21 protein-coding genes are annotated in these 25,200 nt (G+C 70.8%); 9 read left to right on the top strand and 12 right to left on the bottom strand.

The window, feature by feature from the left end:
- Window positions 1–338: 338 nt before the first annotated feature.
- From IO24_RS0129370 to IO24_RS0129380, 3 genes are all read left to right on the top strand, one after another.
- On the top strand, window positions 339–971 hold the full coding sequence (locus IO24_RS0129370) for a DUF6230 family protein (protein WP_031140787.1): 633 nt from the start codon (window positions 339–341) through the stop codon (window positions 969–971).
- A 118-nt stretch (window positions 972–1,089) separates the two neighbouring features.
- Window positions 1,090–1,653 (top strand): DUF6114 domain-containing protein, encoded by a 564-nt coding sequence (locus IO24_RS0129375; protein WP_031140790.1) that lies wholly within the window; start codon window positions 1,090–1,092, stop codon window positions 1,651–1,653.
- Window positions 1,643–3,004, top strand: a complete 1,362-nt coding sequence (locus tag IO24_RS0129380) for a hypothetical protein (protein WP_031140792.1) — start codon at window positions 1,643–1,645, stop codon at window positions 3,002–3,004. The genes IO24_RS0129375 and IO24_RS0129380 overlap by 11 nt, the downstream gene beginning before the upstream one ends.
- Before the next feature lie 105 nt (window positions 3,005–3,109).
- Here IO24_RS0129380 and pyk read toward each other — a convergent pair whose 3' ends face one another.
- The 3 genes from pyk to pta form a co-directional block, all read right to left on the bottom strand.
- Window positions 3,110–4,537 carry a pyruvate kinase gene (pyk, locus tag IO24_RS0129385; RefSeq protein ID WP_031140794.1) on the bottom strand — a complete coding sequence of 476 codons (1,428 nt, stop codon included), beginning with the start codon at window positions 4,535–4,537 and terminating at the stop codon, window positions 3,110–3,112.
- 74 nt (window positions 4,538–4,611) lie between these two features.
- Window positions 4,612–5,829 (bottom strand): acetate kinase, encoded by a 1,218-nt coding sequence (locus IO24_RS0129390; RefSeq protein WP_031140796.1) that lies wholly within the window; start codon window positions 5,827–5,829, stop codon window positions 4,612–4,614.
- On the bottom strand, window positions 5,826–7,922 hold the full coding sequence (pta, locus tag IO24_RS0129395) for a phosphate acetyltransferase (protein ID WP_031140798.1): 2,097 nt from the start codon (window positions 7,920–7,922) through the stop codon (window positions 5,826–5,828). Before pta ends, IO24_RS0129390 begins: the two co-directional genes overlap by 4 nt.
- Window positions 7,923–8,142: 220 nt before the next feature.
- Between pta and IO24_RS0129400 the strand changes: the two genes are divergently transcribed.
- On the top strand, window positions 8,143–9,168 hold the full coding sequence (locus tag IO24_RS0129400) for an ATP-dependent 6-phosphofructokinase (protein WP_031140800.1): 1,026 nt from the start codon (window positions 8,143–8,145) through the stop codon (window positions 9,166–9,168).
- Here IO24_RS0129400 and IO24_RS0129405 read toward each other — a convergent pair.
- On the bottom strand, window positions 9,165–9,920 hold the full coding sequence (locus IO24_RS0129405) for a helix-turn-helix domain-containing protein (protein ID WP_045296653.1): 756 nt from the start codon (window positions 9,918–9,920) through the stop codon (window positions 9,165–9,167). The two genes, IO24_RS0129400 and IO24_RS0129405, sit on opposite strands and share 4 nt — an antisense overlap.
- A 177-nt stretch (window positions 9,921–10,097) precedes the next feature.
- Here IO24_RS0129405 and IO24_RS0129410 point away from each other — a divergent pair, with 177 nt between their 5' ends.
- Entirely contained in the window at window positions 10,098–10,547 is a 450-nt protein-coding gene (locus IO24_RS0129410) for a PPOX class F420-dependent oxidoreductase (RefSeq protein WP_037668736.1), read from the top strand.
- 34 nt (window positions 10,548–10,581) lie between these two features.
- On the opposite strand, the gene IO24_RS0129415 is transcribed toward IO24_RS0129410, so the two are convergent.
- The 5 genes from IO24_RS0129415 to IO24_RS0129435 form a co-directional block, all read right to left on the bottom strand.
- Entirely contained in the window at window positions 10,582–11,421 is an 840-nt protein-coding gene (locus tag IO24_RS0129415; protein WP_031140805.1) for a carbohydrate ABC transporter permease, read from the bottom strand.
- Between the two features lie 5 nt (window positions 11,422–11,426).
- Window positions 11,427–12,347, bottom strand: coding sequence for a carbohydrate ABC transporter permease (locus IO24_RS0129420; RefSeq protein WP_031140807.1), 921 nt, complete (start codon window positions 12,345–12,347; stop codon window positions 11,427–11,429).
- A gap of 16 nt (window positions 12,348–12,363) precedes the next feature.
- Window positions 12,364–13,731, bottom strand: a complete 1,368-nt coding sequence (locus tag IO24_RS0129425; RefSeq protein ID WP_031140809.1) for an extracellular solute-binding protein — start codon at window positions 13,729–13,731, stop codon at window positions 12,364–12,366.
- A gap of 120 nt (window positions 13,732–13,851) precedes the next feature.
- Window positions 13,852–14,541, bottom strand: coding sequence for a response regulator (locus IO24_RS0129430; protein WP_031140812.1), 690 nt, complete (start codon window positions 14,539–14,541; stop codon window positions 13,852–13,854).
- Entirely contained in the window at window positions 14,538–16,205 is a 1,668-nt protein-coding gene (locus IO24_RS0129435; RefSeq protein WP_031140814.1) for a sensor histidine kinase, read from the bottom strand. The genes IO24_RS0129430 and IO24_RS0129435 overlap by 4 nt, the downstream gene beginning before the upstream one ends.
- A gap of 176 nt (window positions 16,206–16,381) precedes the next feature.
- Between IO24_RS0129435 and IO24_RS0129440 the strand changes: the two genes are divergently transcribed.
- Window positions 16,382–17,773, top strand: coding sequence for a cation:dicarboxylate symporter family transporter (locus tag IO24_RS0129440; RefSeq protein ID WP_031140816.1), 1,392 nt, complete (start codon window positions 16,382–16,384; stop codon window positions 17,771–17,773).
- Between the two features lie 81 nt (window positions 17,774–17,854).
- On the opposite strand, the gene IO24_RS0129445 is transcribed toward IO24_RS0129440, so the two are convergent.
- Complete coding sequence (locus tag IO24_RS0129445; protein ID WP_031140817.1) at window positions 17,855–18,472, bottom strand: TetR/AcrR family transcriptional regulator; 618 nt, start codon at window positions 18,470–18,472, stop codon at window positions 17,855–17,857.
- 109 nt (window positions 18,473–18,581) lie between these two features.
- On the opposite strand from IO24_RS0129445, the gene IO24_RS0129450 reads away from it, so the two are divergent.
- A complete protein-coding gene (locus IO24_RS0129450; RefSeq protein WP_031140819.1) occupies window positions 18,582–20,255 on the top strand; it encodes a DHA2 family efflux MFS transporter permease subunit in 1,674 nt (557 codons plus the stop codon).
- A 46-nt stretch (window positions 20,256–20,301) separates the two neighbouring features.
- Here the strand turns inward: IO24_RS0129450 and IO24_RS0129455 are convergent, their stop codons facing one another.
- Together IO24_RS0129455 and IO24_RS0129460 are read right to left on the bottom strand one after the other, a co-directional pair.
- Window positions 20,302–21,201, bottom strand: coding sequence for an aldo/keto reductase (locus IO24_RS0129455; RefSeq protein ID WP_031140821.1), 900 nt, complete (start codon window positions 21,199–21,201; stop codon window positions 20,302–20,304).
- Window position 21,202: 1 nt separating this feature from the next.
- A complete protein-coding gene (locus IO24_RS0129460) occupies window positions 21,203–22,117 on the bottom strand; it encodes an NAD-dependent epimerase/dehydratase family protein (RefSeq protein WP_078899420.1) in 915 nt (304 codons plus the stop codon).
- 45 nt (window positions 22,118–22,162) lie between these two features.
- Here IO24_RS0129460 and IO24_RS0129465 point away from each other — a divergent pair, with 45 nt between their 5' ends.
- A complete protein-coding gene (locus IO24_RS0129465) occupies window positions 22,163–22,672 on the top strand; it encodes an Lrp/AsnC family transcriptional regulator (protein ID WP_031140825.1) in 510 nt (169 codons plus the stop codon).
- Window positions 22,673–22,877: 205 nt separating this feature from the next.
- A complete protein-coding gene (locus IO24_RS0129470; RefSeq protein WP_078899415.1) occupies window positions 22,878–25,157 on the top strand; it encodes a HelD family protein in 2,280 nt (759 codons plus the stop codon).
- The last annotated feature ends 43 nt before the right edge of the window (window positions 25,158–25,200 follow it).

Below are 25,200 nucleotides of genomic sequence, written 5' to 3' on the forward strand. Positions count from 1 at the left end.
GGCCACGCTCGGTCCAATCCCGTACCCCGGCAGCCGGTTGGGTCGCGGGACATCCTGGGTCCCCACCGAGCAGAGCCGGCGGCAGTGGCGCCGGCTCTTGGACAGGGGGGTCTTCGCCCGCTCGGCGAAGCCTGTCCAGCAGGGTTGTGCGTGATGCGTGTCAGGCGCGACCAGTGGTTGTCGCTCGGGGGTGATCGCCGGTGATTCGGGCGCGAGTTGCGCCGCCGAGTGCAGGCGCTCTCCTTCCCGAGGACGTAGCACTTCTCCCATCCCTGCACGGCTGAGCCGCGATTCGGGGCGAGCCAGGTCAGGAGATGTACGTCCGAGAAGGAGGAAATATGGAGTCCCAGGTGCGTGGCGGGACCAGATGGAAGCGGTTCGCTGTGGTCATGGTGCCCAGCGTCGCCGCCACGGCTGCGATAGGTGTCGCCCTCGCGCAGGGCGCTCTCGCCGCGTCGTTCAGTGTCTCCGGGCAGTCGTTCAAGGTCACGACCGACCAGCTCGTCGGTACGGGCTTCTCGCAGTACGGCGCCCTCGACGAGGGTTACACGATGGACGGCAAGAAGGCCGTCCACCCGGTCGCCGTCTCGTCGTTCAAGCAGGCGACGATCAAGAACCTGTGCCAGTCGGTCGTCACCCCGAACATTCCGGTGCTCGGGAACGTCAGCCTGATCCTGCGTGCGGGTCAGGGTGCGAAGCCGGTCGAGGCCCAGAACCTCTACATCGACGTCGCCGACCTCAGCGCCGACGCGACGTTCGAGAACATCGACATCGGTGTGGCCGCCAAGGACGCCAGCAAGGGTCCGGCCATGAGGAAGGGCGAGTCGGCGAATCCGTACGGCTTCGCCCAGCAGGCGGACCGGGCGATCCTGTCCGACGTGAAGCAGACGGCGTGGGCGACCACCGCCGGAACCTTCAAGCTCAGCGGCCTGAAGATGTCGCTGTCGACGGGTGTCAAGGAGTGCTACTAAGCACTCGATGACGGGCGGGGGAGCCGGTGGCGCCCCCGCCCGTCCACCTTCCGGCCGCGCCTTCACGCGGGGCCCACATCACCACCACAGCAACGCTGTACCAGGGAGCTGTTTTTCCATGAGCGCCGAGACTCCTGCCGCCACCGGCCAGTTCACCGTCCGGAGGCAGCAGTTCCGCGCCTGGCGGGGTGAGCGGCCGTTCTGGGCCGGGCTGATGGTCCTCCTGAGTGGACTGCCCATCGCCTACTTCCCGTACGCGAACCTCCAGATCGGTCACCTGACGCTGGCGATGGCGACCACCGCGGGTGCCGGGTCCCTGATCATCGGCGTGCTGCTCGTCGTACTGGGCGTCAGCCTCTGGTTCCAGAAGCACGTCCGCGTCTTCGCGGGAGTCGCGGCGATCCTGCTGGCGCTGGTGTCCATCCCCGTGTCCAACCTCGGCGGTTTCCTCGTCGGCTTCCTCCTCGCCCTCGTGGGCGGGGCGATGGCCGTGGCCTGGGCGCCGGGCGCACCGCCCGCGGGACAGCCCGCCGCCATGGCCAGCACCGGCACGGGCGGGACTCCCGAGGCCACCGACCACGACACCACGGTGCTGCGGCCCGTGGACGGGGTGGACGAGCCGAACGATCTGTCAGGAACGAACCCGGCCAACGGGGCGAACGGGAGGCACAGTGCCGGCTGACGAGGTGACTCACGGGGCTGATGTGGGGGCGTCCCGTGTGAGAACCGGGCCGCGCCACGCGGCACCCAAGAAGCCGCTGTTCACCAGGTTCAGCAGGCCGACCGGCAAGGCGATAGCCATGGCGGCGATGCCGACGGCGGTGCTCATGGGAATGGGCTTCACGTCGACGCTCGCCATCGCCGACAGCGACACCCCGGCGGCCCCGACGTCGAAGAGCCTGACGGCCGACGAGTACAAGGACTGCGTGGCGGCCCTGGAGGACTCCGACAAGGACTCCAAGGGCGAGGAGTCCGCCTCGCCCACGCCGTCCCCCTCGGCGAGCGACGGCGCGACGGACGAGAAGGACGACACGGCCCCGGAGCCGTCCCCGTCGGGCGGCACGGACGCGGACAACGGCGGTTCCTCTTCGTCGGATTCAGGTTCCGACGACAAGGCCGAGCCGAAGCCGACCCCGTCCCCGAGCGCGCCCGCCACGGGCGGCGACGACGCGGAGGCCACTCCGTCCCCCTCGCCGTCCGAGAGCGGCGGCAACGTGCTGGAGGACATCGGCGACGCGATCGGCGGCATCTTCGACGGCGGGAACAAGGACGGGGCGAGCCCCGGCCCGACCCCGTCGGCCTCGGCGTCGGAGAGCACCGAGAAGCCGGCCGAGGACGCCTCCGGTGCCGAGCGGGAAGCGACCGAAGAGGCCGCGGGCACGGTCGAGGACACCGTCAAGGACACCACCGGCAAGGCGTCCGACGCGGTGAAGGACACCGGCAAGACGGTGGAGGACACCACCAAGGCCGTCGAGAAGGCGGCCGAGGAGGCGGCGGAGAAGGCGGAGGAGGCCACCGCCTCGCCCAGCCCCTCCCCGAGCGCCACCACGGACCCCGACGACTGCCCGGCCGCCACCGACGCCGAGGGCGGCGTCGACAACAAGGTGCCGCTGCCCGACGACCCGTGGTTCCTCAACGCCAGCTCGCTGACGCTGAAGGGCGCCGACTACCAGGGCATCGTCGAGGTGCGGACCGCCAACGGCACCGTCAAGAAGGTGCTGAAGTACGTCATCTCCGGCGGCACCGACATCGGCGACCTGCACCAGACGGTCAAGGACAAGCAGTCCGGCAAGACCTACCACGTGCAGGCGGCCAAGGGCTCGACGTCCACGATCCGCGACGGCGACACCGTGATGTACACGGAGAGCATCTCCGGCAACCTGCTCGGGCTGATCCCCATCACCTTCGACCCGGAGCACCCGCCGCCGCTGAACATCCCGCTGATCTACTTCACCAACGTGAAGGTGCAGCAGGCCGGCCAGTTCGGCGGGACCCTGCACGTGCCCGGGCTGCACAACTTCGTCACCGACTGAGCGCCCCTCAGAGCCCGTTCGGGAGCCGCACACACCGAGGGCGCCCCCTGGATCCCAGGGGGCGCCCTCGGTGCCGTTCACGGGCCCTTCACGGCCCTGGACGGTTCAGCCCTTGGCCTCGCCCAGGTGGTGGACGCGCACCATGTTGGTGGTGCCGGGCACGCCGGGGGGCGAACCGGCGGTGATGACCACGATGTCGCCCTCGTTGAAGCGGTTGAGCTTCACCAGCTCCTGCTCCACCAGGTCGACCATCTCGTCGGTGCTGTTGACGAACGGCACCACGTACGGCTCCACGCCCCAGCTCAGCGCCATCTGGTTGCGGGTGCCCTCGTCGGTGGTGAAGGCGATGATCGGCTGGACCGCGCGGTAGCGGGAGAGACGGCGGGCGGTGTCGCCGGACTGGGTGAAGGCCACCAGGCCCCGGCCGCCGAGGAAGTCGGCGATCTCGCAGGCCGCACGGGCCACCGAACCGCCCTGCGTACGCGGCTTCTTGCCCGGGACGAGCGGCTGGAGCCCCTTGGACATCAGCTCCTGCTCGGCCGCGGTGACGATCTTCGACATCGTCTTCACGGTCTCGATCGGGTACGCGCCCACGCTCGACTCGGCGGACAGCATGACCGCGTCGGCACCGTCCAGGATCGCGTTGGCCACGTCGGAGGCCTCGGCGCGGGTCGGACGGGAGTTGGTGATCATCGACTCCATCATCTGGGTCGCCACGATCACCGGCTTGGCGTTGCGCCGGCACAGCTCGATCAGGCGCTTCTGCACCATGGGGACCTTCTCGAGCGGGTACTCGACGGCCAGGTCACCACGGGCGACCATCACACCGTCGAACGCCATCACGACGTCCTCCATGTTCTGCACCGCCTGCGGCTTCTCCACCTTGGCGATGACCGGGACGCGGCGGCCCTCCTCGTCCATGATGCGGTGCACGTCCTGGACGTCCTTGGCGTCGCGGACGAAGGACAGCGCGACCAGGTCGCAGCCCATGCGCAGCGCGAAGCGGAGGTCCTCGATGTCCTTCTCGCTCAGCGCGGGCACGTTGACGGCCGCGCCGGGCAGGTTGATGCCCTTGTGGTCGGAGATGACGCCGCCCTCGATGACGATCGTCTTCACCCGGGGGCCCTCGACCTCGGTGACCTTCAGCTCGACGTTGCCGTCGTTGATGAGCACCTGGTCGCCCTTGGTGACGTCGCCGGGCAGGCCCTTGTAGGTCGTCCCGCAGATCGTCTTGTCGCCCGGGACGTCCTCGGTGGTGATGGTGAACTCGTCACCGCGCACCAGCTCCACGGGCCCCTCGGCGAAGGTCTCCAGACGGATCTTGGGGCCCTGGAGGTCGGCGAGGACACCGATGGCCCGGCCGGTTTCCTTGGCGGCGGCACGGACCCGGTCGTACCTGCCCTGGTGCTCGGCGTGCGAGCCGTGGCTGAAGTTGAAGCGGGCCACGTTCATGCCGGCTTCGATCAGCGCGACAAGCTGATCGTGGGAGTCGACCGCGGGGCCGAGAGTACAGACGATTTTCGAACGGCGCATGGGGGCGATCCTATCGGTTTGTTTCGCAACGGAATATTCCGTCTGGCGGAAAATACAAAAGGGCGGGATGCCGCTCAGGTGTGATTCCCCGAACCAATTACCAGCGCGTAGGTCTGTGTCGCGATCTCCAATTCCTCGTCCGTAGGGACCACCGCCACCGCGACCCGGGCGCCGTCCGGCGAGATCAGCCGCGCCTCGTCCCCCCGTACGGCGTTGCGCTCGCCGTCCACCGCCAGGCCCAGCTCCTCCAGGCCCGCCAGGGCGGCCTCCCGCACGGGCGCCGCGTTCTCGCCGACACCGGCGGTGAAGGCGACCGCGTCCACCCGCCCGAGTACGGCGTAATAGGCGCCGATGTACTTCTTCAGCCGGTGAATGTAGATGTCGAACGCCAGCTGCGCCTGCTCGTCACCCTCGTCGACGCGGCGGCGGATCTCCCTCATGTCGTTGTCACCGCACAGACCGGTCAGACCGCTCTTCTTGTTGAGAAGAGTGTCGATCTCGTCGGCGGACATTCCACCAACACGCATCAAATGGAAGATGACGGCCGGGTCCATGTCTCCCGAGCGCGTACCCATCACGAGCCCCTCCAAAGGCGTCAGCCCCATGGAGGTGTCCACGCAGCGTCCGCCCCGCACGGCCGACGCCGACGCCCCGTTGCCCAGGTGCAGCACGATCACGTTCGTCTCGGCGGGGTCCTTGCCCAGCAGCTCCGCCGTGGCGCGGGAGACGTAGGCGTGGGAGGTGCCGTGGAAGCCGTAGCGGCGGATGCGGTGCTCGTCGGCCGTCTTCACGTCGATCGCGTAGCGGGCGGCCGACTCCGGCATCGTCGTGTGGAAAGCGGTGTCGAAGACGGCGACCTGCGGCAGGTCGGGCCGCAGGGCCCGGGCCGTGCGGATCCCGGTGAGGTTGGCGGGGTTGTGCAGCGGGGCCACCGGGATGAGGCGCTCGATCTCGGCGAGCACGGCTTCGTCGATCACGGTCGGCTCGGTGAAGGACTTGCCGCCGTGCACCACCCGGTGCCCGATCGCGGCCAGTTCGGTCGAGTCCAGGCCGAGGCCGTCCTTGGCGAGCTCCTCGGCCACGGCCTTCAGGGCGGCGTCGTGGTCGGCGATCGCACCGCCGCGCTCCCGGCTCTCACCGCCGGCCGGGGTGTGCTTCAGGCGGGAGGTCTGCTCGCCGATGCGCTCGACCAGACCCACCGCCAGCCGGCTGCTGTCGCGCATGTCGAGCAGCTGGTACTTCACCGACGAGGAGCCGGAGTTGAGGACGAGGACACGGGTCGGGCTGCTCACTGGGCGGTCGCCTTCTCGCTCGGGGCCGGGGACTGGGCCTGGATCGCCGTGATGGCGACGGTGTTCACGATGTCCGAGACCATGGCGCCCCGGGACAGGTCGTTGACCGGCTTGCGCAGGCCCTGCAGCACCGGGCCGACGGCGATCGCGCCGGCCGAGCGCTGCACGGCCTTGTAGGTGTTGTTGCCGGTGTTCAGGTCGGGGAAGATCAGCACGCTCGCCTGCCCGGCGACCTCGGAGCCGGGCAGCTTGGTCGCCGCGACGGACGGCTCCACGGCGGCGTCGTACTGGATCGGGCCCTCGATCTTCAGGTCGGGCCGGCGCGAGCGCACGAGTTCGGTGGCCTCGCGCACCTTGTCGACGTCGGCGCCGGAGCCGGAGGTGCCGGTGGAGTACGACAGCATCGCGATCCGCGGCTCCACACCGAACTGCTCGGCGGTCGTCGCCGACTGGATGGCGATGTCGGCGAGCTGCTCGGCGTTCGGGTCCGGGTTGACCGCGCAGTCGCCGTAGACGAGGACCTTGTCGGCCAGGCACATGAAGAACACGGACGAGACGATGTCGGCGTCCGGCTTGGTCTTGATGATCTCGAAGGCCGGACGGATCGTCGCGGCCGTGGAGTGCACCGAGCCGGACACCATGCCGTCGGCGAGGCCCTCCTGGACCATCAGCGTGCCGAAGTAGTTCACGTCCGAGACGACGTCGTAGGCCAGCTCCACGGTGACGCCCCGGTGGGCGCGCAGGGCCGCGTACTTCTCGGCGAAGGCGTCGCGCAGGTCGGAGGCGGCCGGGTCGATCAGCTGGGACTCGCCGAGGTCGACGCCGAGGTCGGCGGCCTTCTTGCGGATCTGGTCGACGGGGCCGAGCAGGGTCAGCTCGCACACGCCCCGGCGCAGCAGCACCTCGGCGGCGTGCAGCACGCGCTCCTCGGTGCCCTCGGGCAGGACGACCCGGCGCAGGTCGGAGCGGGCCTGCTCCAGCAGCTTGTGCTCGAACATCATCGGGGTGACGCGGTCGCTGCTCGGCGCGGAGACGCGGCGCGCGAGATCGCCGGTGTCGGCGTAGCGCTCGAACAGGCCGAGGGCCCGTTCCGCCTTGCGCGGGGTGGCCGCGTTGAGCTTGCCCTCCAGGGAGAACAGCTGCTCGGCGGTGGGGAAGCTGGTGCCCGCCACCGACAGCACCGGGGTGCCCGGGGCGAGGCGGTCGGCGAGCGTGAGGATGTGGTCGCCGGGCACCTCGTCGAGGGTGAGCAGCACACCCGCTATGGGCGGGGTACCGGCGCTGTGCGCGGCGAGCGCGCCGACGACCAGGTCGGCGCGGTCGCCCGGGGTGACGACGAGGCAGCCCGGGGTCAGGGCGCCCAGGAAGTTCGGCAGCATCGCGCCGCCGAAGACGAAGCCGAGCACGTCCCGGGCGAGCCCCGAGTCGTCGCCGAGCACCACCTTGGCGCCGAGGGTGTGGCCGATCTGCGAGACGGTCGGCGCGGACAGCGCGGGTTCGTCGGGCAGGACGTAACAGGGCACGGGCAGCCGGGAGTCGAGCTGGCCGGCGATCTCGTCGCGGTCCTCGCGGGCCACCCGGTTGGCGACCATGGCCAGGACGTCGCAGCCCAGCGTGCCGTAGGCGCGGTAGGCGTTGCGCGTCTCGGCGAGCACGGACTCCACGGTCTGCTTGCGGCCGCCGACGACCGGGATCACGGACGCGCCGAACTCGTTCGCCAGCCGGGCGTTGAGCGACAGCTCGTCCGGGAGCTGGGTGCCCGCGTAGTCGGTGCCGAGGACCAGGACGACGTCGTAGTCGCGGGCGACCCGGTGGAAACGGTCGACGAGGGTGGACACCAGCTCGTCCGTGCCGGCCTCGGCCTGCAGCGCGGACGCCTCGTGGTAGTCCATGCCGTAGACGGTCGCCGGGTCCTGGGTGAGCCGGTAGCGGGCGCGCAGCAGCTCGAAGAGGCGGTCGGGCCCGTCGTGGACCAGGGGGCGGAACACACCGACCCGGTCGACCTGCCGGGTGAGGAGTTCCATGACCCCCAGTTCGACGACCTGCCGTCCGTCGCCGCGGTCGATGCCGGTCACGTACACGCTGCGGGTCACGCGCGCTCTCCGTTTCGTCTCGAGTGGGGGGAGGCCTCACACCCACGGCTTTCCAGCCACGGGCACAAAAATCGCCCACCGAGGTGAGCAGAACCCTCTTGACAATACCTCTGCCGCTAGATAAGGCGCCCATCAGAGTCGGGTGCCGCACCGGGCTGTGGAGCGTGAAACAATCGACAGTGGCTCACCGGTGTCAACAGCGAGCAGGAGACACAGCACGATGCGTATCGGAGTTCTCACCGCAGGCGGCGACTGCCCCGGCCTGAACGCCGTGATCCGGTCGGTCGTGCACCGGGCGGTCGACAATTACGGCGACGAGGTCATCGGCTTCGAGGACGGTTATGCGGGCCTGCTCGACGGCCGCTACCGCTCCCTCGACCTGAACGCGGTCAGCGGCATCCTCGCCCGTGGAGGCACCATCCTCGGGTCGTCCCGGCTGGAGCGCGACCGGCTCCGGGAGGCCTGCGAGAACGCCTCCGACATGATCCACGAGTTCGGCATCGACGCGCTGATCCCGATCGGCGGCGAGGGCACGCTGACGGCCGCGCGCATGCTGAGCGACGCGGGCCTGCCCGTCGTGGGCGTCCCCAAGACGATCGACAACGACATCTCCTCCACGGACCGTACCTTCGGTTTCGACACCGCCGTGGGTGTCGCCACCGAGGCGATGGACCGGCTGAAGACCACCGCCGAGTCCCACCAGCGGGTGATGGTCGTGGAGGTCATGGGCCGGCACGCCGGCTGGATCGCCCTGGAGTCCGGCATGGCGGCCGGTGCGCACGGGATCTGCCTGCCGGAGCGGCCGTTCGACCCGGCCGACCTCGTGAAGATGGTCGAGGAGCGGTTCGCCCGCGGCAAGAAGTTCGCGGTGGTCTGCGTCGCCGAGGGCGCCCACCCCGCCGACGGCTCCATGGACTACAACAAGGGCGCCATAGACAAGTTCGGCCACGAGCGCTTCCAGGGCATCGGCACCGCCCTCGCCCACGAGCTGGAGCGGCGCCTCGGCAAGGAGGCCAAGCCGGTCATCCTCGGCCACATCCAGCGCGGGGGTGTGCCGACCGCCTACGACCGGGTGCTCGCCACGCGGTTCGGCTGGCACGCGGTGGAGGCCGCGCACCAGGGCGAGTTCGGCAGGATGACCGCCCTGCGCGGGACCGACGTCGTGATGGTCCCGCTGGCGGAGGCCGTGACCGAGCTGAAGACGGTGCCGAAGGACCGGATGGACGAGGCCGAGTCGGTCTTCTAGAAGCCGGTCTGCCGGCCGGCCTCCGGGCCGGTGTCGTCCTGGAGCTTCGTCCAGAAGTGCTCCACGATCCGGTCCATGAAGTCCTGTCCGGCGCCGCCCGCGTCACCGCTGCCACCGCCCCAGCTCAGGGTGGCGGCCATGTGACCCTGGTAGTCCTCGTGCAGGGCCTGCAGAACGGCCTCCAGGTACCGCCGGTCCAGGGGTACGAGTTTGGCCACCGGGCGGACGTAGGCCTGCCAGCGGGTGGTGGCGGCGCTGCGCAGCAGGTCGCCGAGCTTGGTGTTCCGGCCCGTGACGGTGACGAAGTCGGGCAGGCCGAGCCCGAGCAGGTCGGCCAGGGCGGCGGACTGGCGGTCCGTGCCGCGCCAGGTGTCGGTCTCCTCCATGCGCAGGTACGCATGCAGGTCGTGCCCCACGGCCCGGGCCACGTCCTCCGGGGCGAGGCAGCGGGCGATGCGGTGCTCGCGCAGGGTGCGCGGTCTGCCGATGAGTTCGGCGGGCGAGCACCACAGCACGCCCGCGAGGGCGGTGAGTTCGGAGTCGGACGGGGCCGTGGCCCCGCGTTCCCAGGCGATGACATGGTCCGGGGAGACGTGCGGGTGCCCGTACGAGACGCGCATGCCGTACGCGACGTGCTCGGGGGTCATGCCGAGGGCGGCACGCAGGCGGCGGGCGGCGGGGGCGTTGAAGGGCGGAGGCGTCGTGGGGGAGGGCTCGCTCGGATGGGGTGAAGGTCGGCGCACGCGCCACAAGCTAGGGGCGCGGGGCCGTGCCGACTACGGTCTGTTCGGCCAGGATCACGGATTGTAGGAAGCTACGGCTACCGGCGGGTTCGAGCGGGGCTGAAGATCGTCTGTCGGGCGGACGGGTGTGCGGGCGAGGATGGCGCCGGACCCGGTGATCGCGGGTCCGGAAAGGCAGTGCGTCACGTGAACGGCAAGCTCAACGGGCATATTCGCGAGCGTCTTCTCGCGCCGAACTTCTGGCACCTCGCGACGGTGGGGGCGGACGGGGCGCCTCAGGTGTCGCCCATGTGGGCGGACATCGAAGGGGAGTACGTCATGGTCAACACCTCGGTGGGGCGGGTGAAGGAGGAGAATCTGCGGCGCAATCCGTACGTTTCGCTGTCCCACCACGACCCCGCGAACCCGTACGACCGCGCCGAGATCCGCGGGAAGGTCGTGCAATTCGTGGAGGGGGAGGCCGCGGAGCGGGCGATGGACCGGCTCGCGCGGAAGTACCTCGGCGAGGACCGCTACCCGTGGCTGCTGCCGGGGGAGCGCCGGGTGATGTTGCTCATCGAACCGACGCGGGTGCGGAGGCTGGAGGGAGTCGAGCCCTTCCGGGCGGGGGTCCTGCCGGAGGAGACGGCCGGCTGAACCACGGGCGCGGCCCCCTGCGGAGACCCACCGTTCAGCCCTTGACCGCCCCGCCCAGTGCGAAGCCCCCTCCCAGGCGCCGTGCGATGAGTACGTACAGCAGGATCACCGGGGTCGAGTAGACGAGGGAGAACGCCGCCAGCTGGCCGTACGCCACCATGCCCCGGTTTCCGAAGAAGTCGTTGATGCTGACCGATGCCGGCATCTGGTCGGGGGTGAGCAGGAGCATGAAGGGGACGAAGAAGTTGCCCCACATCATGACGAAGGAGAAGACCGTCACCACGGCCACGCCCGGGCCCATCAGGGGCAGCACGATACGGATCAGGGATTGGAACGCCGACGCCCCGTCCGTCCAGGCGGCCTCCTCCAGTTCCTTCGGCACGCCGTCCATGAAGTTCTTCATCAGCCAGATGGCGAACGGCAGTTGGGATGCGGCGAAGAAGAAGATCGTGCCGTGCATGGTGTCGATCAGGTCCACTTGGACGAAGAGCGCGTAGACCGGAACCATGATCGCGGTGATGGGCAGGCTCGTGGCGAAGAGGATCGTCAGCAGGAACGGACGGTTGAAGCGGGAGCGGAAGCGGGAGAGCGGGTAGGCGGCCAGGGCCGCGCAGACCACCGTCAGCAGGGTCGCGCCGCCGCACAGGATCATGCTGTTGACGAGGGGGGTGAAGGTGATTTCGGGGGTGAGGATCGCGTCGAAGTTGTCGAGGGTCAGGCCGTCGGGTGTCTTCACCCGCAGCCCCGCGTGCGGGTCCAGGGCCGACAGGACCACCCAGACCAGGGGGAGTACGAACGCGGCGGCGACCACCAGGAGGCCCGCGTCCGCCGCCAGGCGGCGCGTCGTGCGGCGGGTCGTGAGGGTGAGGGCCATGCGTGTCAGACCTCCGTCCGCAGCAGGCGCAGGTAGACGAGGGAGAAGAGCGAGCCGACCAGGAGCAGCAGCAGGGCGACCGCCGTGCCGTAGCCGATGAGGCTGTTCTGGAAGGCCTGCTCGTACATGAACAGGGGCAGGGTCTGGCTCCGGCCGCCCGGACCGCCTCTCGTCATCACCCAGATCAGGCCGAAGACCGAGAGGGTCTGCAACGTGTTGAGCATCAGGTTCGTGCCGATGGAGCGGCGGATCATCGGCAGGGTGATGTGCCACATGCGACGCCAGCCCCCGGCTCCGTCGACCTCCGCCGCCTCGGTGATCTCCTTGGGGATCTCGTTCAGCGCGGCCGAGTAGACCAGCATCGAGAAGGCCGTGCCGCGCCAGACGTTGGCGAAGGACACCGCCAGGATCGGCAGGGTGAACAGCCAGTTCTGGGAGGGCAGGTGCAGCCAGTCCAGGACGGCGTTCAAGGTGCCCTCGCGGCGGAAGAAGGCGTAGAGGAGGAAGCCGGCGACGACCTCCGGCAGGACCCACGCCGTGACCACGATGCCGCCGGTGAGGGTGCGCACCGGTTTCGACGCGCGCTGCATCAGCGCGGCGAGAGCCAGGCCGAGGGTGTTCTGCCCGATGAGGGACGACACGACCGTGAACACCAGTGTCAGCCATACGGCGTTGAGGAACGCCTCGTCCCCGAAGGCCCGGGTGAAGTTGGCGAAGCCGACGAACGACTCCCGGGCCTGGCCGGTCAGCTGGAGATCCGTGAAGGCGATGTAGACGCAGTAGGCGATCGGGCCGGCGAGGAAGAGGAGCAGGAGGACGACCGCGGGGGTCAGGGGCAGGAGCCGCACCGGCAGGCGGGGGCCGCGTGCCGGGTGCGTGTCCTGGGGGGCCTTGGCCAGTCGCGGGCGGGGTGCGGTGGCGGTCATGCCCGGGGGCCCCCGCTCACCGCTCGACCACCTGGTTGTCCGTCGCGTCCTTCAGCGCGTCCGTGTAGGCGCTCGTCGCCTCCGCCACCGACGTGTCGCCCGTGGTCACGCCCTCCATCGCCTCCTGGATGGCCGTGGAGACCTGCGGGTAGGCGGGGTAGGCGGGGCGGTAGTGCGTCGTCGCCACCAGATCGGTGAAGAACTTGATGCCGGGCTGGGCGTCGACGTACGCGGGGTCCTCGGCGACGTCCTCGCGGACCGCGATGCCCGAGTTGGCGACGTACCACTTCTGCGCGTTCGCCTTGGTCTGCATCGTCTTGACGAACTCGAAGGCCAGGTCCGGGTTTCCGGCCTTGGCCGGGATGGACCAGGTCCATCCGCCGGACATGCTCACCTTGCCGGGCGCCTGGCCGTTCTGGGTGGGCATGGCCGCCAGGCCCAGCGTCGTCGACCACTCGGGCCACTCGTGGCCGCTGCCGGGCAGCCAGTCCTGGGGGAGCCAGGAGCCGTCGAGGGCGATGGCGAGCTTGCCCTGCGGGAGCCACTCGCCGCGGACCCGGGTCATGACGTTCGGGTCCAGGGCGTCCGAGACGTCGGGCCCGAGCTTCTCCTTGTACACCGTCTCGACGAAGGACAGGGCGTCCTCGAAGCCCTTGCCGCCGGCGATCCACTTCTTGGAGCTCTTGTCGTAGAGCGGGTCCGTGCTGCCGTCGCCCGTGCCGTAGAGGAGCATCTCGAAGGTCTGCATGGTGGCCGCCTCGCCGACCGGTTTGCCGGTGTAGACGTTGAGCGGGATGACGTCGGGGACCTTCTTCTTGATGGTGCGGGCCGCGGTGAGGACGTCGTTCCAGGTCTTCGGCCGCCAGTCGGCGGGGAGGCCGGCCTTGGCGAAGATGTCCTTGTTGAACCACAGGCCGCGGGTGTCGGTGCCGTCGGGGACGCCGTACGTCTTGCCGTCCTCGCCCCGGGCCGCCGCCTTCGCCGTGTCGATGAACCGGTTCCAGTCCGGCCACTTGGCGAGGTACGGGTCGAGGGGCTTCAGATAGCCGCTGGTGATGTCCGAGTTGATGAGGAAGGTGTCCTCGTAGACCAGGTCGGGGGCGGTCTTGGGGGAGCGGAGCATCTGCTGGAGCTTGGTGTAGTACTCCGAGTCCGGGGCCTTGATCGGGACGAGCTCGACCTGCTTGCCGGGGTGGGCCTTCTCGAACTGCTTCCCGATGTCCGCGAGATAGGTGTCCATCACCTTGACGGAGTTGTCCGTGGACTGTTTGAAGGAGACCTTCACGGTGTCCGGGTCGCTGCCGGAACCCCCGCCGCAGGCGGTGAGGGCGGTCGAGGCGAGGACCAGGGCGACGAGGGGTGTGAGGGCGGCGGTGGGGCGCACGGGCACGACCTCCTACGGGCGCACTGCGTTGTGGCCGGGACGGCTGCGTCGTGAACGTAAGTTGAGTGGTCTAGTCAGGTCAATGCGTGTGCGGCGGTTCGATCGGCGGCCGATGAACCGTCACTGAGCCGTGACCCAGCGGTACTGCAACTCCGGGCGCCCCACCGTGCCGTACTGCGGGCGGCGCGCCGCGCGGCCCGCCTCGACCAGATGCTCCAGATAACGGCGGGCCGTGATGCGGGAGATGCCCACGGTCTCCGCGACTCCGGCGGCCGTCAGGCCCTCCGCGCTGTCGCGCAGGGCCACCGTCACCCGCTCCAGCGTCGGCGCGCTCAGCCCCTTGGGCAGCGCGGCCGGGCCGGGCGCGCGCAGGGCCGCGAGCGCCCGGTCCACCTCGTCCTGGCCGCTCGCCTCGCCGACCGCCGCGTGGAACTCGGCGTAGCGCACGAGGCGGTCGCGCAGGGTCGCGAAGGTGAACGGCTTCAGCACGTACTGCACCACCCCCAGCGAGACGCCCTCACGGACGACGGCCAGGTCACGGGCCGACGTCACCGCGATCACGTCCGCGTGATGACCGGCCGTCCGCAGGGAGCGTGCCAGTTGCAGCCCGTGCACGTCCGGCAGGTGCAGGTCGAGCAGGAGCAGGTCGACCGGGGTGCGGTCCAGGGCCCGGCGGGCCTCCGCGCCCGAGTGCGCCTTGCCCACCGCCACGAACCCCGGTACCCGGCCGACGTACAGCACGTGCGCGTCGGCGGCGACCGGGTCGTCCTCCACCACCAGGACGCGGATGGCCTTCTCGCTGCTCGTCATGCGTCGCCTCCAGCGCCTGTGGCCGTCGTGGTCCCCGAGGGCACGCCCGCGGCCGCCGTCCCGGACTCCCCGAGCGGCAGCCGTACCTCGAACTCCGCCCCGCCCCCGTCGGCCTCCGCCACCGTCAGGGAGCCCTCGTGCCGCTGGGCCGCCTGCCGTACCAGCGCCAGCCCGAGGCCCCGGCCGCCCGGGCCCGCCGGCTTCGTCGAGAAGCCCCGCTGGAAGACCGCCTCGGCGTGTTCGGGGTCCACGCCCGGGCCCGTGTCCGAGACCCGCAGCACCAGCTCCGGGGCACCGGCGTTGCGGGTGTACGCCGCCACCGTCACCCGGGCCCGCACACTGCCCTGCGCCGCGTCCACGGCGTTGTCGATCAGGTTGCCGAGGATGGTCACCAGGTCCCGCGCCGGCAGGGTCTCGGGCAGCAGGCCGTCGTCGAGGCTGCTGTCCTCCGACACCATCAGCTCCACGCCCCGCTCGTTCGCCTGGGCCGTCTTGCCCAGCAGCAGTGCCGCCAGCACCGGCTCGCTCACCGCCGCCACGACCTGGTCGGTCAGTGCCTGCGCCAGCTCCAGCTCGGCCGTCGCGAACTCCACCGCTTCCTCCGCCCGGCCCAGCTCGATCAGCGAGACCACCGTGTGCAGCCGGTTCGCCGCCTCGTGCGCCTGCGAGCGCAGCGCCTGTGTGAAGCCCCGCTCGGAATCCAACTCGCCCATCAGAGACTGGAGTTCGGTGACATCGCGCAGGGTGACGACCGTACCGCGCCGCTCGCCGCCCGACACCGGCGAGGTGTTCATCACCAGGACCCGGGACGCGGTCAGATGCACCTCGTCGACGCGCGGCTCGGAGGCCAGCAGTGCGCCCGTCAGCGGGGCGGGCAGTCCGAGCTCCGCCACCGACCGGCCCACCACGTCGCCGGTCACGCCGAGCAGCTCCCGCCCTCCGTCGTTGATCAGCGCCACACGGTACTGCCCGTCCAGCATCAGCAGCCCCTCGCGTACGGCGTGCAGGGCGGCCTGGTGGTAGTCGTGCATCCGGCTGAGCTCGGCGGCGTTCATGCCGTGGGTGTGGCGGCGCAGCCGGGCGTTGACGACGTACGTGCCGACCGCTCCCAGCACCAGCGCGCCGGCCGCGACGCCGAGCAGGGCCGTCAGCTGGTCCTGGACCCGCTGGGTTATCTCCTCGACCCGGATGCCCGCGCTGACCAGGCCGACCACCTCGCGGCCGTCCTGGATCGGGGTGACCGCGCGGACGGACGGGCCGAGCGTGCCGGTGTAGGTCTCGGTGAAGGTCTCGCCCTTCAGGGCCCGCTCGGTGTGCCCCTGGAAGGTCTGGCCGATCTGCCGGGGATCGGGGTGCGTCCAGCGGGTGCCCCGCGGATCCATGATCGTGATGAAGTCGACCTCGGTGTCCCGCATCACCTTCAGCGCGTACGGCTGGAGCTCGGCGGTCGGGTCGGGGGTGCGGGCGGCCGCCAGCACGGAGGGGGAGTCGGCGACGGACCGCGCCACCGCCCTGGCCTGGCGTGTCGCGGCCTCCTCGGCCTGGCTGCGGTCGCTGACGTAGGTGAACAGCGCGTATCCGGCCACGACGACCGCGATCAGTACGGCCTGCATGGCGAAGAGCTGGCCCGCCAGACTGCGGGGACCCGGTACGGAGAAGCGCATGTCGTCAGTCTGCCTCGTGGCTGATTGTGAACTATATGAACGGAAGGGTGACCGCGCTCACACAGCAGGACATAGTCACGGCATTCCCCATAACGCATCTCCGGGAGCCCCGCTCCCTTCCCCCGGACGTGAGCCGCACGCCGGTGATGCCGACGACGTCGTCAAGGAGGGCCGCCGTGACCAGCGCAGCCGATACGGCACCTGCCGCACCCAAGGCCAAGCGGGACCGCACGCACTATCTCTACATCGCGGTGATCATCGCGGTCGCCGCCGGTATCGCCGTCGGTCTGGCCGCACCGGACTTCGCGCAAGAGCTGAAGCCGATCGGTACGGGCTTCGTGGCCCTGATCAAGATGATGATCTCGCCGATCATCTTCTGCACGATCGTGCTGGGCATCGGCTCGGTACGGAAGGCCGCCAAGGTCGGTGCCGTCGGCGGTATCGCCCTGGGCTACTTCACGGTGATGTCGCTGGTCGCGCTGGGCATCGGCCTGGTCGTCGGCAACATCCTGGACCCGGGCACCGGCCTCGCGGTGACCGACGCCGTCAAGGACGCCGGTCACGCGCAGATCGACTCCGAGGCCAAGAACACCACGGAGTTCCTGCTCGGCATCATCCCGACCACGATCGTGTCGGCCTTCACCAACGAGTCGGTCCTGCAGACCCTGCTGATCGCCCTGCTCGCCGGCTTCGCCCTGCAGGGCATGGGCTCGGCCGGTCAGCCGATCCTGCGCGGCATCGAGCACATCCAGCGGCTCGTCTTCCGCATCCTCGCCATGGTGATGTGGGCCGCCCCGATCGGTGCCTTCGGCGCCATCGCCGCCGTCACGGGCTCCGCGGGCGTGGAAGCGCTCAAGAGCCTCGCCGTGCTGATGCTCGGCTTCTACGCGACCTGCTTCCTGTTCGTCTTCATCGTGCTCGGCATCCTGCTGCGCGTCATCTCCGGCCTGAACATCCTCACGCTGTTCAAGTACCTGGGCCGCGAGTTCCTGCTGATCCTGTCCACCTCCTCCTCCGAGTCCGCGCTGCCGCGGCTCATCGCGAAGATGGAGCACCTGGGCGTCAGCAAGCCGGTGGTCGGCATCACCGTCCCGACCGGCTACTCCTTCAACCTCGACGGCACCATGATCTACATGACCATGGCCTCGCTTTTCATCGCCGACGCCATGGGCACGCCGATGTCCCTCGGCGAGCAGATCCCGCTGCTGCTCTTCCTGCTGGTCGCCTCCAAGGGCGCCGCCGGTGTCACCGGCGCCGGCCTCGCGACCCTGGCCGGTGGCCTGCAGTCGCACAAGCCGGCCCTGGTGGACGGCATCGGCCTCATCGTCGGCATCGACCGCTTCATGAGCGAGGCCCGCGCCCTGACCAACTTCGCCGGCAACGCCGTGGCCACCGTGCTGATCGGTACCTGGACGAAGGAGATCGACAAGGAGCGGGTCGACCAGGTCCTCGCCGGTCAGCTGCCCTTCGACGAGAAGACGCTGCTGGACGACGGCCACGACGGCCCGGCCGAGGAGCACGCCGAGGTGCCCGAGCAGGGCGGCGAGAAGGCACTGGCGAAGGCCTGACGGCCGCGCCGCCCCCCGCGAGACTCCGGGCGGCTGGGTGTCCCCCCGTCGCTCAGCCGCCCGGTCAGCAGTACCACCGCATCAGCAGTTCAGCTTCGCCACCAGTTCGGTGGCCTTCGAGGCGGGCACGCCCGCCGCGGTCAGGATGGTGACCGCGGCGCAGCGGCCCGCCTCTTGCGCTGCCACGAGCCCGTCGTTCACCGCCTCCATCAGCGCGACCAGCATCTGCTCCTGCACGTACGCCAGGGCCGGCGCGGGCAGCGGTGAGGTGAAGACGCCCTGGTCGAGGCCGCGCCGGAGCACCCCGGTGGCGTCCTTTCGGACCGGGGCGAGCCGCTCCCGGATGCCCTGCATGGTGACCGTGCGCTGGGCGAGGGCGATCAGCAGCCGGTAGCGGTCGGCGAGCTCCCACACCGCCAGCACCGAGCGCGCCACCGCCTCAGCCGGGTCCCGCACGCCCGCACGGCCCGCGGCGTGCGCGCCCGACAGGGCCTCCACCGCCTCGTCGACGAGTGTGCTGATCAGCGCCTCACGGCTCGGGAAGTGCCCGTAGACCGTCCGCCGTACGACGCCCGCGGCCCGCGCGATCTGGTCCATGGACGCGTCGGGGTCGCGCAGCAGCTCGGCGAGGGCGACGTCGAGGATGCGGCGCCGGTTGGCGTCGGCGCGGGTGGTGTTGCCCGTGGTCATGGACGCCATTGTGCCCCGTCCCTCATCTATTTGCACAGCGCTGTGCAACGGAGTAGATTGCACAGCGTTGTGTAAATGCACACCCCTGTGCAAATCCGTGAGGAAGGCAACCCCCGCCATGCGACTCGTCACGACCGAACCGGCCGAGGGTATGGACCGCCCGTACGCGCGCCGCTGGTGGGCGCTCCTCGTGCTCTGCCTGAGCCTGCTGATCATCGTGATGGCGAACACCGCCCTCACCGTCGCCGCGCCCGCCATGACCGAGGACCTCGGTCTGACCAGCGCCGACCTCCAGTGGGTGATCGACGGCTACACCGTCCCGTACGCCGCGCTGATGCTGCTGCTGGGTGCGACAGGCGACAAGTACAGCCGCCGGGGCGCGCTGGTGCTGGGGCTGGTGGTGTTCGGGGGCGGTTCCGTCTTCGGTTTCTTCGCCGGGAGCTCCACGACGGTCATAGCGGCCCGTGCCGTGATGGGCGCGGGCGCGGCGATGATCATGCCCGCCACGCTGTCTCTGCTCGCCGCGACCTTCCCGCGTGCGGAGCGCGCCAAGGCCATCACCCTGTGGACCGCCACGGCCGGTCTCGCCATCGCGGCCGGGCCGCTGGTCGCCGGGGCGCTGCTGGAGAACCACGGCTGGTCGTCGACGTTCCTCATCAACGTGCCGATCGCGGCCCTGGCCGTCGTCGGCGCCTTCGTTCTCGTACCGCCGTCCAAGGCCGCGGACCGCGGCCGCATCGACTACGGCGGCGGACTGCTGTCGGTGGTGTGGATCGCCGCGCTGGTCTACATGATCATCGAAGGGCCGCACTTCGGCTGGGGCGTCAGGGCCCTCACGGCGGCGGTCGTCGCCGGAGCCGGGCTCGTCGCCTTCGTCCTGTGGGAGCTGCGTCACCCGCGCCCGCTCCTCGACGTCCGCCGCTTCACGAACCGTGGTTTCGCGGGCTCCAACCTCGCCGTCGCCCTGTTCTTCCTGGCCGTCTTCGGGGCCTTCTACTACCTGACGCAGCACCTCCAGTTCGTCCTCGGCTACGACGCCCTGGACACGGGTCTGCGGATGCTGCCGCTGGCGGGTGCGGTGTTCGTGGGCTCGGCCCTCACCGGCTACCTCACGCCCCGGGTCGGCATGAAGTGGACTGTCACGGCCGGGATGGCCGGTGGCACGGCGGCGCTGGCACTGCTCGGTCAGGTCGACGCCGGATCGTCGTACGGCGACTTCGTCGCACCGCTGGTCGTCCTCGGCCTCGCGATCGGTCTGGCGCTCTCGCCGTGCACGGACGCCATCATGGGGGCGTTCCCGGACTCCGAGCTGGGCGTCGGCGGCGCGGTGAACGACACCTCGCTGGAGCTCGGCGGTTCGCTGGGCATCGCCATCCTCGGCTCGCTGCTGGCGACGTCGTACTCCGGCCACCTCTCGGACGCGACGGCCGGCAGCAAGCTCCCCGCCGACTCCCTGTCCACGGCCCGGGACTCCGTCGGTGCCGGCTACGCCGTCGCCCAGGGCATCGGTGACAAGGCACGGCAACTGGCGGAGCAGGCGGCGCACACGAGCGACCCGCAGCAGGCGGAGCGGCTGCGGGCGCAGGCCGGGCAGCTCGGGCGCGGGGCTCGGCAGATGGCCGACGCGGTGGGCTCCTCGTTCTCCGACGCGGTCGCGCACACCAGCCTGATCGGGGCCGTGGTCCTGGGCGTCGGCACGGTGGTGGTGGCGCTGCTGCTGCCCGGCAGGGGGAAGACCGTGGACGAGCCGGCCGGGGAGGGCAGGGAACCGGAGTCCGCCGGGGCCCGTTGAGGCGCCGGGCGAGAGCGGTGCCCGCCGCCGAAGCGCGTGACCGGCCCTACGCCCGATCCGGCCCGGCCGCCTCGTCCAGCCGGGCCCTTTCCTCCGTCGTGAGCAGCAGGTCCGCCGCGGCCGCCGAGTCCCCGGCCGTCTCCGGACGGCTCGCCCCCGGAATCGGGACGACCGCCGGGGACCGGGCCAGCAGCCAGGCCAGCCCGACCTGTTGGGGACTGACGCCGCGCTCCGCCGCCACCGCGTGGAAGGCGCCGAAGCGGTCTGCTCCCTCCGTGCGCGACGGCCCGTCCAGGGAGCTGCGGGCCAGCCCGCCCAGCGGGCTCCACGGCAGGAACGCCAGGCCCAGTTCCGCGCACAGCCGCAGCTCCGGCTCGCTGTCCCGGACGGCGGGGGAGTACCGGTTCTGCACCGACACCAGCCGGTCGCCGAGGATCTCGCGCCCCCGGCGGATCTGGTCCGCGTCCACGTTGGACAGACCTGCCAGCCGGATCGTGCCCGCGTCGAGCAGCTCGCGCAGCGCGCCTGCCGACTCCTCGAAGGGCACTTCGGGGTCCGGCTTGTGGAGTTGGTAGAGGCCGATCGCCTCCGCTCCCAGCCGCTTGCACGACGCCTCGGCGGCGGCCTTGAGGTGGCGGGGGGAGCCGTCGACCGTCCAGTCGCCGCCCGCCGGGCGGCCGCGTCCGCCCTTCGTCGCCACCAGCACGCCGGAGGTGTCGCCGCCGTACGTGGCCAGCGCGCGGGCCACCAGCCGCTCGTTGTGGCCGGGCTCCGCGCCCGGCAGATGGTACGAGTCGGCCGTGTCCAGGAGGGTCACGCCCGCGTCGAGCGCGGCATGCACGGTGGCCAGCGCGCGCTCCTCGTCCGGGCGGCCCTCGATGGACAACGGCATCGCGCCGAGCCCGACCGCGCTCACCCGCAGTTCGCCAAGTGTCCTGTACCGCATGTCAGTCGCCCTTCCCGAGCGTCTCGGCGACGGCACGCGGCAGCCACTGCCGGGCGTCGGTGAAGGTGAAGCCGAGCCGGGCGGCCCGGGCGTTGTCCATGCCGTAGGCACGGCGGAAGGCGAACGGCGAGACCTCGCCGACCTCGACGGACCGGAACACGGCCCGGCCGCCCGGGGTGTGCGCGGACACCGCCTCGCACAACTCCTCGGTGGTCAGCGTCCCGTGGGAGGCGGCGTTCACCGGCCCGGTGAAGTCCTCGCCGGCCGCCCAGGCCAGGAACCGGGCGATCTCCTCGACGTGGACGTAGGTGGCGGGCCGGTTCACCACCGGCACCGCGATCGGCTCACCGGTGCGGATCCGCTCGGCGTAGTGGGCCAGCCGCCCGGTGAAGTCGTCGTCCCCGCCCAGCACATGGGCGACCCGCACCGCCGTGTACGGGAACGCCGGGCCGTCGGCCGCGAGGACCGCCTCGGCCTGCCGCTTGCCCTCCCCGTAGTGGGCCTCCAGGAACGCCGGGTCGTCCCAGGGCTGATCGAGGTCGACGGGGACCGTGGCCGGGTCCACGGCCTCCTCGCGCACGAGGGCGGGGGAGTCCTCGTACTCGTACACCTCGACCGTGGAGGTCATCACATAGCGCCGGGTGCGGCCGGAGAAGACGCGGCGGGCGAGTGCCGCCTGGCGGGGTGTGTAGCAGACCTGGTCGACGACGACGTCGAAGACGCGCGAGCCGAGCGCGCCCGTCAGGGACCGTTCGTCGTCCCGGTCGGCGACCACGTGCTCCACGCCGGCGGGCGGCGGGGACGATCCCCGGTTCAGTACGGTGACGCGGTGCCCTCCGGCGAGCAGCCGTGCGATCAGACGCTTTCCGACGTAACGGTTCCCGCCGATGACCAGGACTTCCAGGGCCTTTTCCATGACCATAATTCTCCTGGCGCACATCCACGCCTTGAAGGGGGAACCATGGGAGTTCAGGCCGCTACGCCGAAAGAACCACGGCATCCGCGCACCGTCGCCGACGAAACCTCGGTGGCCTTCGACGCGCTGGACCGGCAGATCCTCCAGCTGCTCCAGACCGACGGCCGGATCAAGCTCAGCGAGCTGGGCCGCCGGGTCCGGCTCAGCCCGGCGGCGGTCACCGAGCGGGTGCGGCGATTGGAGGCGGCGGGAGTGATCAGCGGCTACGGCGCCCACGTCGTGCCGGCCCGGCTCGGCTACGGCATCCAGGCGTTCATCCGCGTCGACCCGCACGGCGGCTACAACCTCAAGCACCCCAGGACCCTGGAGCTGATCGAGCGGCCCGAGATCACCGAGGTGCACCACGTGGTCGGGGAGGACTGCTGGATCCTCAGGGCCGCCGTCCGGGACACCGTCCACCTGGAGGAGGTGCTGGAGGCGGTCTCCGCGTTGGGCCGCACCACGACGTCGATCGTGCTGACCTCCCCGGTGGAGCGGAAGCCGTTGTTGCCTTGACGTCGGCGTCAAGGACTACGTTCGACGGCATGCGAACCGGCGAGCCGGCCGCACGGGCCGGGACCACGACGCGGACGCCGGGCGACCCGCCCGGAGAACAGGAAATCCCCCGAGCAATTGCGCTCGGGGGATTTCCTTGCGTATATTTGTCTGTTCGTGACTTCAAACCGATTGATGTCACAGTGAAGTTCAGTGAGCACAGTATATCCGGGCGGGAGCGGAATTGTCAAACACCGAATTTCCGGACGATGAATTGCGACAGGAACAGGAATTCATCGACGGGTTGTACGCGCGTGTGGACGCGCTGCGCGGCGACGCCGAGACCTCTGTCACGGACGCGCTCGCGCAGGGCGACACCCCCATGCAGGCCAGACTGGAGCGGGACATCCTCGTGGCCGAGCGCTCCGGGCTGCTCGCCGCGCTGAACGCGGTGGACGGCTCCCTGTGCTTCGGCCGGATCGACCTCACCTCGGGCGTCACCCACCGCATCGGCCGCATCGGCCTGCGCGAGGACGACGCCGAGCGCACCCCCGTCCTGATCGACTGGCGCGCCGATGTCGCCCGCCCCTTCTACCTGGCCACCGGCCACACCCCGATGGGCCTCAGGCGCCGGCGGCACATCGCCACCGACGGCCGCGAGGTCACCCACCTGCACGACGAGATCCTCGACCTCGGCGACCAGACCCGCACCGGCCACGAGGACCCCACCGGCGACGCCGTACTGCTCGCCGCCCTCAACTCCGCGCGCACCGGCCGCATGAGCGACATCGTGCAGACCATCCAGGCCGACCAGGACCGCATCATCCGCGCCCCCCACCGCGGCGTCATGGTGGTGGAGGGCGGCCCGGGCACCGGCAAGACGGCCGTCGCCCTGCACCGCGCCGCCTACCTGCTCTACGAGCACCGGGAACTGCTCGCCAAGCGGGCCGTGCTGATCGTCGGGCCCAACCCGGCGTTCCTCGGCTACATCGGCGAGGTGCTGCCCTCCCTCGGCGAGACGGGAGTGCTCCTCGCGACCGTGGGCGAGCTGTTCCCCGGAGTGAAGGCGACCGCGACCGACCCGCCCGGGGCCGCCGCCGTCAAGGGCCGTGCGGACATGGCCGAGGTGCTCGCCGAGGTCGTGCGCAGCCGGCAGGGCCTGCCCGACCCGGTGATCGCCATCGAGCACGACCGCGAGGTCCTCATGCTCGACGACGGCCTGGTCAACGTCGCCCGCGAACGCGCCCGTGCCGCCAAGCTGCCGCACAACGCCGCCCGCGAGCACTTCGAGGGTCACATCCTCAACGCCCTGACCGACCTGTACGCCGAGCGGATCGGCACCGACCCCTTCGACGGGTCCAGCCTGCTCGACCCCAGCGACATCACCCAGATCCGCGACGACCTCGCCGAGAACCCCGAAGTCTGGTCGGCCATCGAGCAGTTGTGGCCGCTGCTGACCCCGCAGCGGCTCGTCGCGGACTTCCTCGCCGCGCCGGAGGAGTTCCTCCCCGCCGAGGACGCCGACGCCGTACGCCGCCCCGTGACCCGGCGCTGGACGGTCGCGGACGTGCCGCTGCTCGACGAGGCCGCCGAACTCCTCGGCGACGACGACCGGCTCGCCCGCGAGCGCGCCGAGCGTGAACGGGAGCGGCAGATCGCCTACGCCCAGGGCGTGCTGGACGTGTCGTACGCGTCCCGGACCTACGAGTTCGAGGACAAGGAGGAGGACGACCCCGAGAGCTCCGAGGTGCTGTCCGCGCACGACATCATCGACGCCGAGCGGTTCGCCGAGCGGCACGAGGAGGACGACCACCGCAGCGCCGCCGAGCGCGCGGCCGCCGACCGCACCTGGGCGTTCGGGCACATCATCGTCGACGAGGCGCAGGAGCTGTCGCCGATGGCGTGGCGGCTGCTGATGCGGCGCAGCCCCACCCGCTCGATGACCCTGGTCGGCGACCCGGCGCAGACCGCGGAGGCGGCCGGGGTCGGCTCCTGGTCGGGCATCCTCTCCCCGTACGTCGAGGACCGCTGGGAGCACACCCGGCTGGGCGTCAACTACCGCACCCCGGCCGAGATCATGGACGTCGCGGCGGCCGTGGTCCGCGCCGAGAACCCGGAGTTCGAGCCGCCCAGCTCGGTCCGGTCCACGGGCGTACGCCCCTGGGCGCGTGCCACCGACGACCTTCCGGGCGCTGTGGCCAAGGCGGTCGGGGAGCTCACCCCGGCCGAAGGCAGGCTCGCGGTGATCGCGCCGCGCGACCTGCACCGCTCCCTCGCGGCCCGGCTGGACGGCGTCACGGCGGGCGCCGAACCCGACCTCACGCAGACGGTGGTCCTGCTCGACCCGCGCCAGGCCAAGGGCCTGGAGTTCGACTCCGTCCTCGTGGTCGAACCCGGCCGGTACGGCACCAGCGACCTGTACGTGGCGCTGACCCGGGCCACCCAGCGGCTGGGCGTGCTGCACACCGGGGAACTGCCGAAGGCCCTGACGGAGGCCTTCGGGTAGCAGCGCGGCCCCGTACCCGCCCCGCCGGCCGGGTGCGGGGCCC

The sequence above is a fragment of the Streptomyces flavovariabilis genome (assembly GCF_000725785.1).
In the GTDB taxonomy this organism is placed as follows: domain Bacteria; phylum Actinomycetota; class Actinomycetes; order Streptomycetales; family Streptomycetaceae; genus Streptomyces; species Streptomyces hawaiiensis.

What these genes read in the sequence shown, in the direction of transcription:
- IO24_RS0129420 (WP_031140807.1), bottom strand. Translation starts at nt 12,347, where the DNA reads ATGACCGCCACCGCACCCCGCCCGCGACTGGCCAAGGCCCCCCAGGAC.
- IO24_RS0129370 (WP_031140787.1), top strand. Translation starts at nt 339, where the DNA reads ATGGAGTCCCAGGTGCGTGGCGGGACCAGATGGAAGCGGTTCGCTGTG.
- IO24_RS0129460 (WP_078899420.1), bottom strand. Translation starts at nt 22,117, where the DNA reads ATGGAAAAGGCCCTGGAAGTCCTGGTCATCGGCGGGAACCGTTACGTC.
- IO24_RS0129455 (WP_031140821.1), bottom strand. Translation starts at nt 21,201, where the DNA reads ATGCGGTACAGGACACTTGGCGAACTGCGGGTGAGCGCGGTCGGGCTC.
- pyk (WP_031140794.1), bottom strand. Translation starts at nt 4,537, where the DNA reads ATGCGCCGTTCGAAAATCGTCTGTACTCTCGGCCCCGCGGTCGACTCC.
- IO24_RS0129465 (WP_031140825.1), top strand. Translation starts at nt 22,163, where the DNA reads ATGGGAGTTCAGGCCGCTACGCCGAAAGAACCACGGCATCCGCGCACC.
- IO24_RS0129435 (WP_031140814.1), bottom strand. Translation starts at nt 16,205, where the DNA reads ATGCGCTTCTCCGTACCGGGTCCCCGCAGTCTGGCGGGCCAGCTCTTC.
- IO24_RS0129430 (WP_031140812.1), bottom strand. Translation starts at nt 14,541, where the DNA reads ATGACGAGCAGCGAGAAGGCCATCCGCGTCCTGGTGGTGGAGGACGAC.
- IO24_RS0129450 (WP_031140819.1), top strand. Translation starts at nt 18,582, where the DNA reads ATGCGACTCGTCACGACCGAACCGGCCGAGGGTATGGACCGCCCGTAC.
- IO24_RS0129375 (WP_031140790.1), top strand. Translation starts at nt 1,090, where the DNA reads ATGAGCGCCGAGACTCCTGCCGCCACCGGCCAGTTCACCGTCCGGAGG.
- IO24_RS0129445 (WP_031140817.1), bottom strand. Translation starts at nt 18,472, where the DNA reads ATGGCGTCCATGACCACGGGCAACACCACCCGCGCCGACGCCAACCGG.
- IO24_RS0129400 (WP_031140800.1), top strand. Translation starts at nt 8,143, where the DNA reads ATGCGTATCGGAGTTCTCACCGCAGGCGGCGACTGCCCCGGCCTGAAC.
- IO24_RS0129415 (WP_031140805.1), bottom strand. Translation starts at nt 11,421, where the DNA reads ATGGCCCTCACCCTCACGACCCGCCGCACGACGCGCCGCCTGGCGGCG.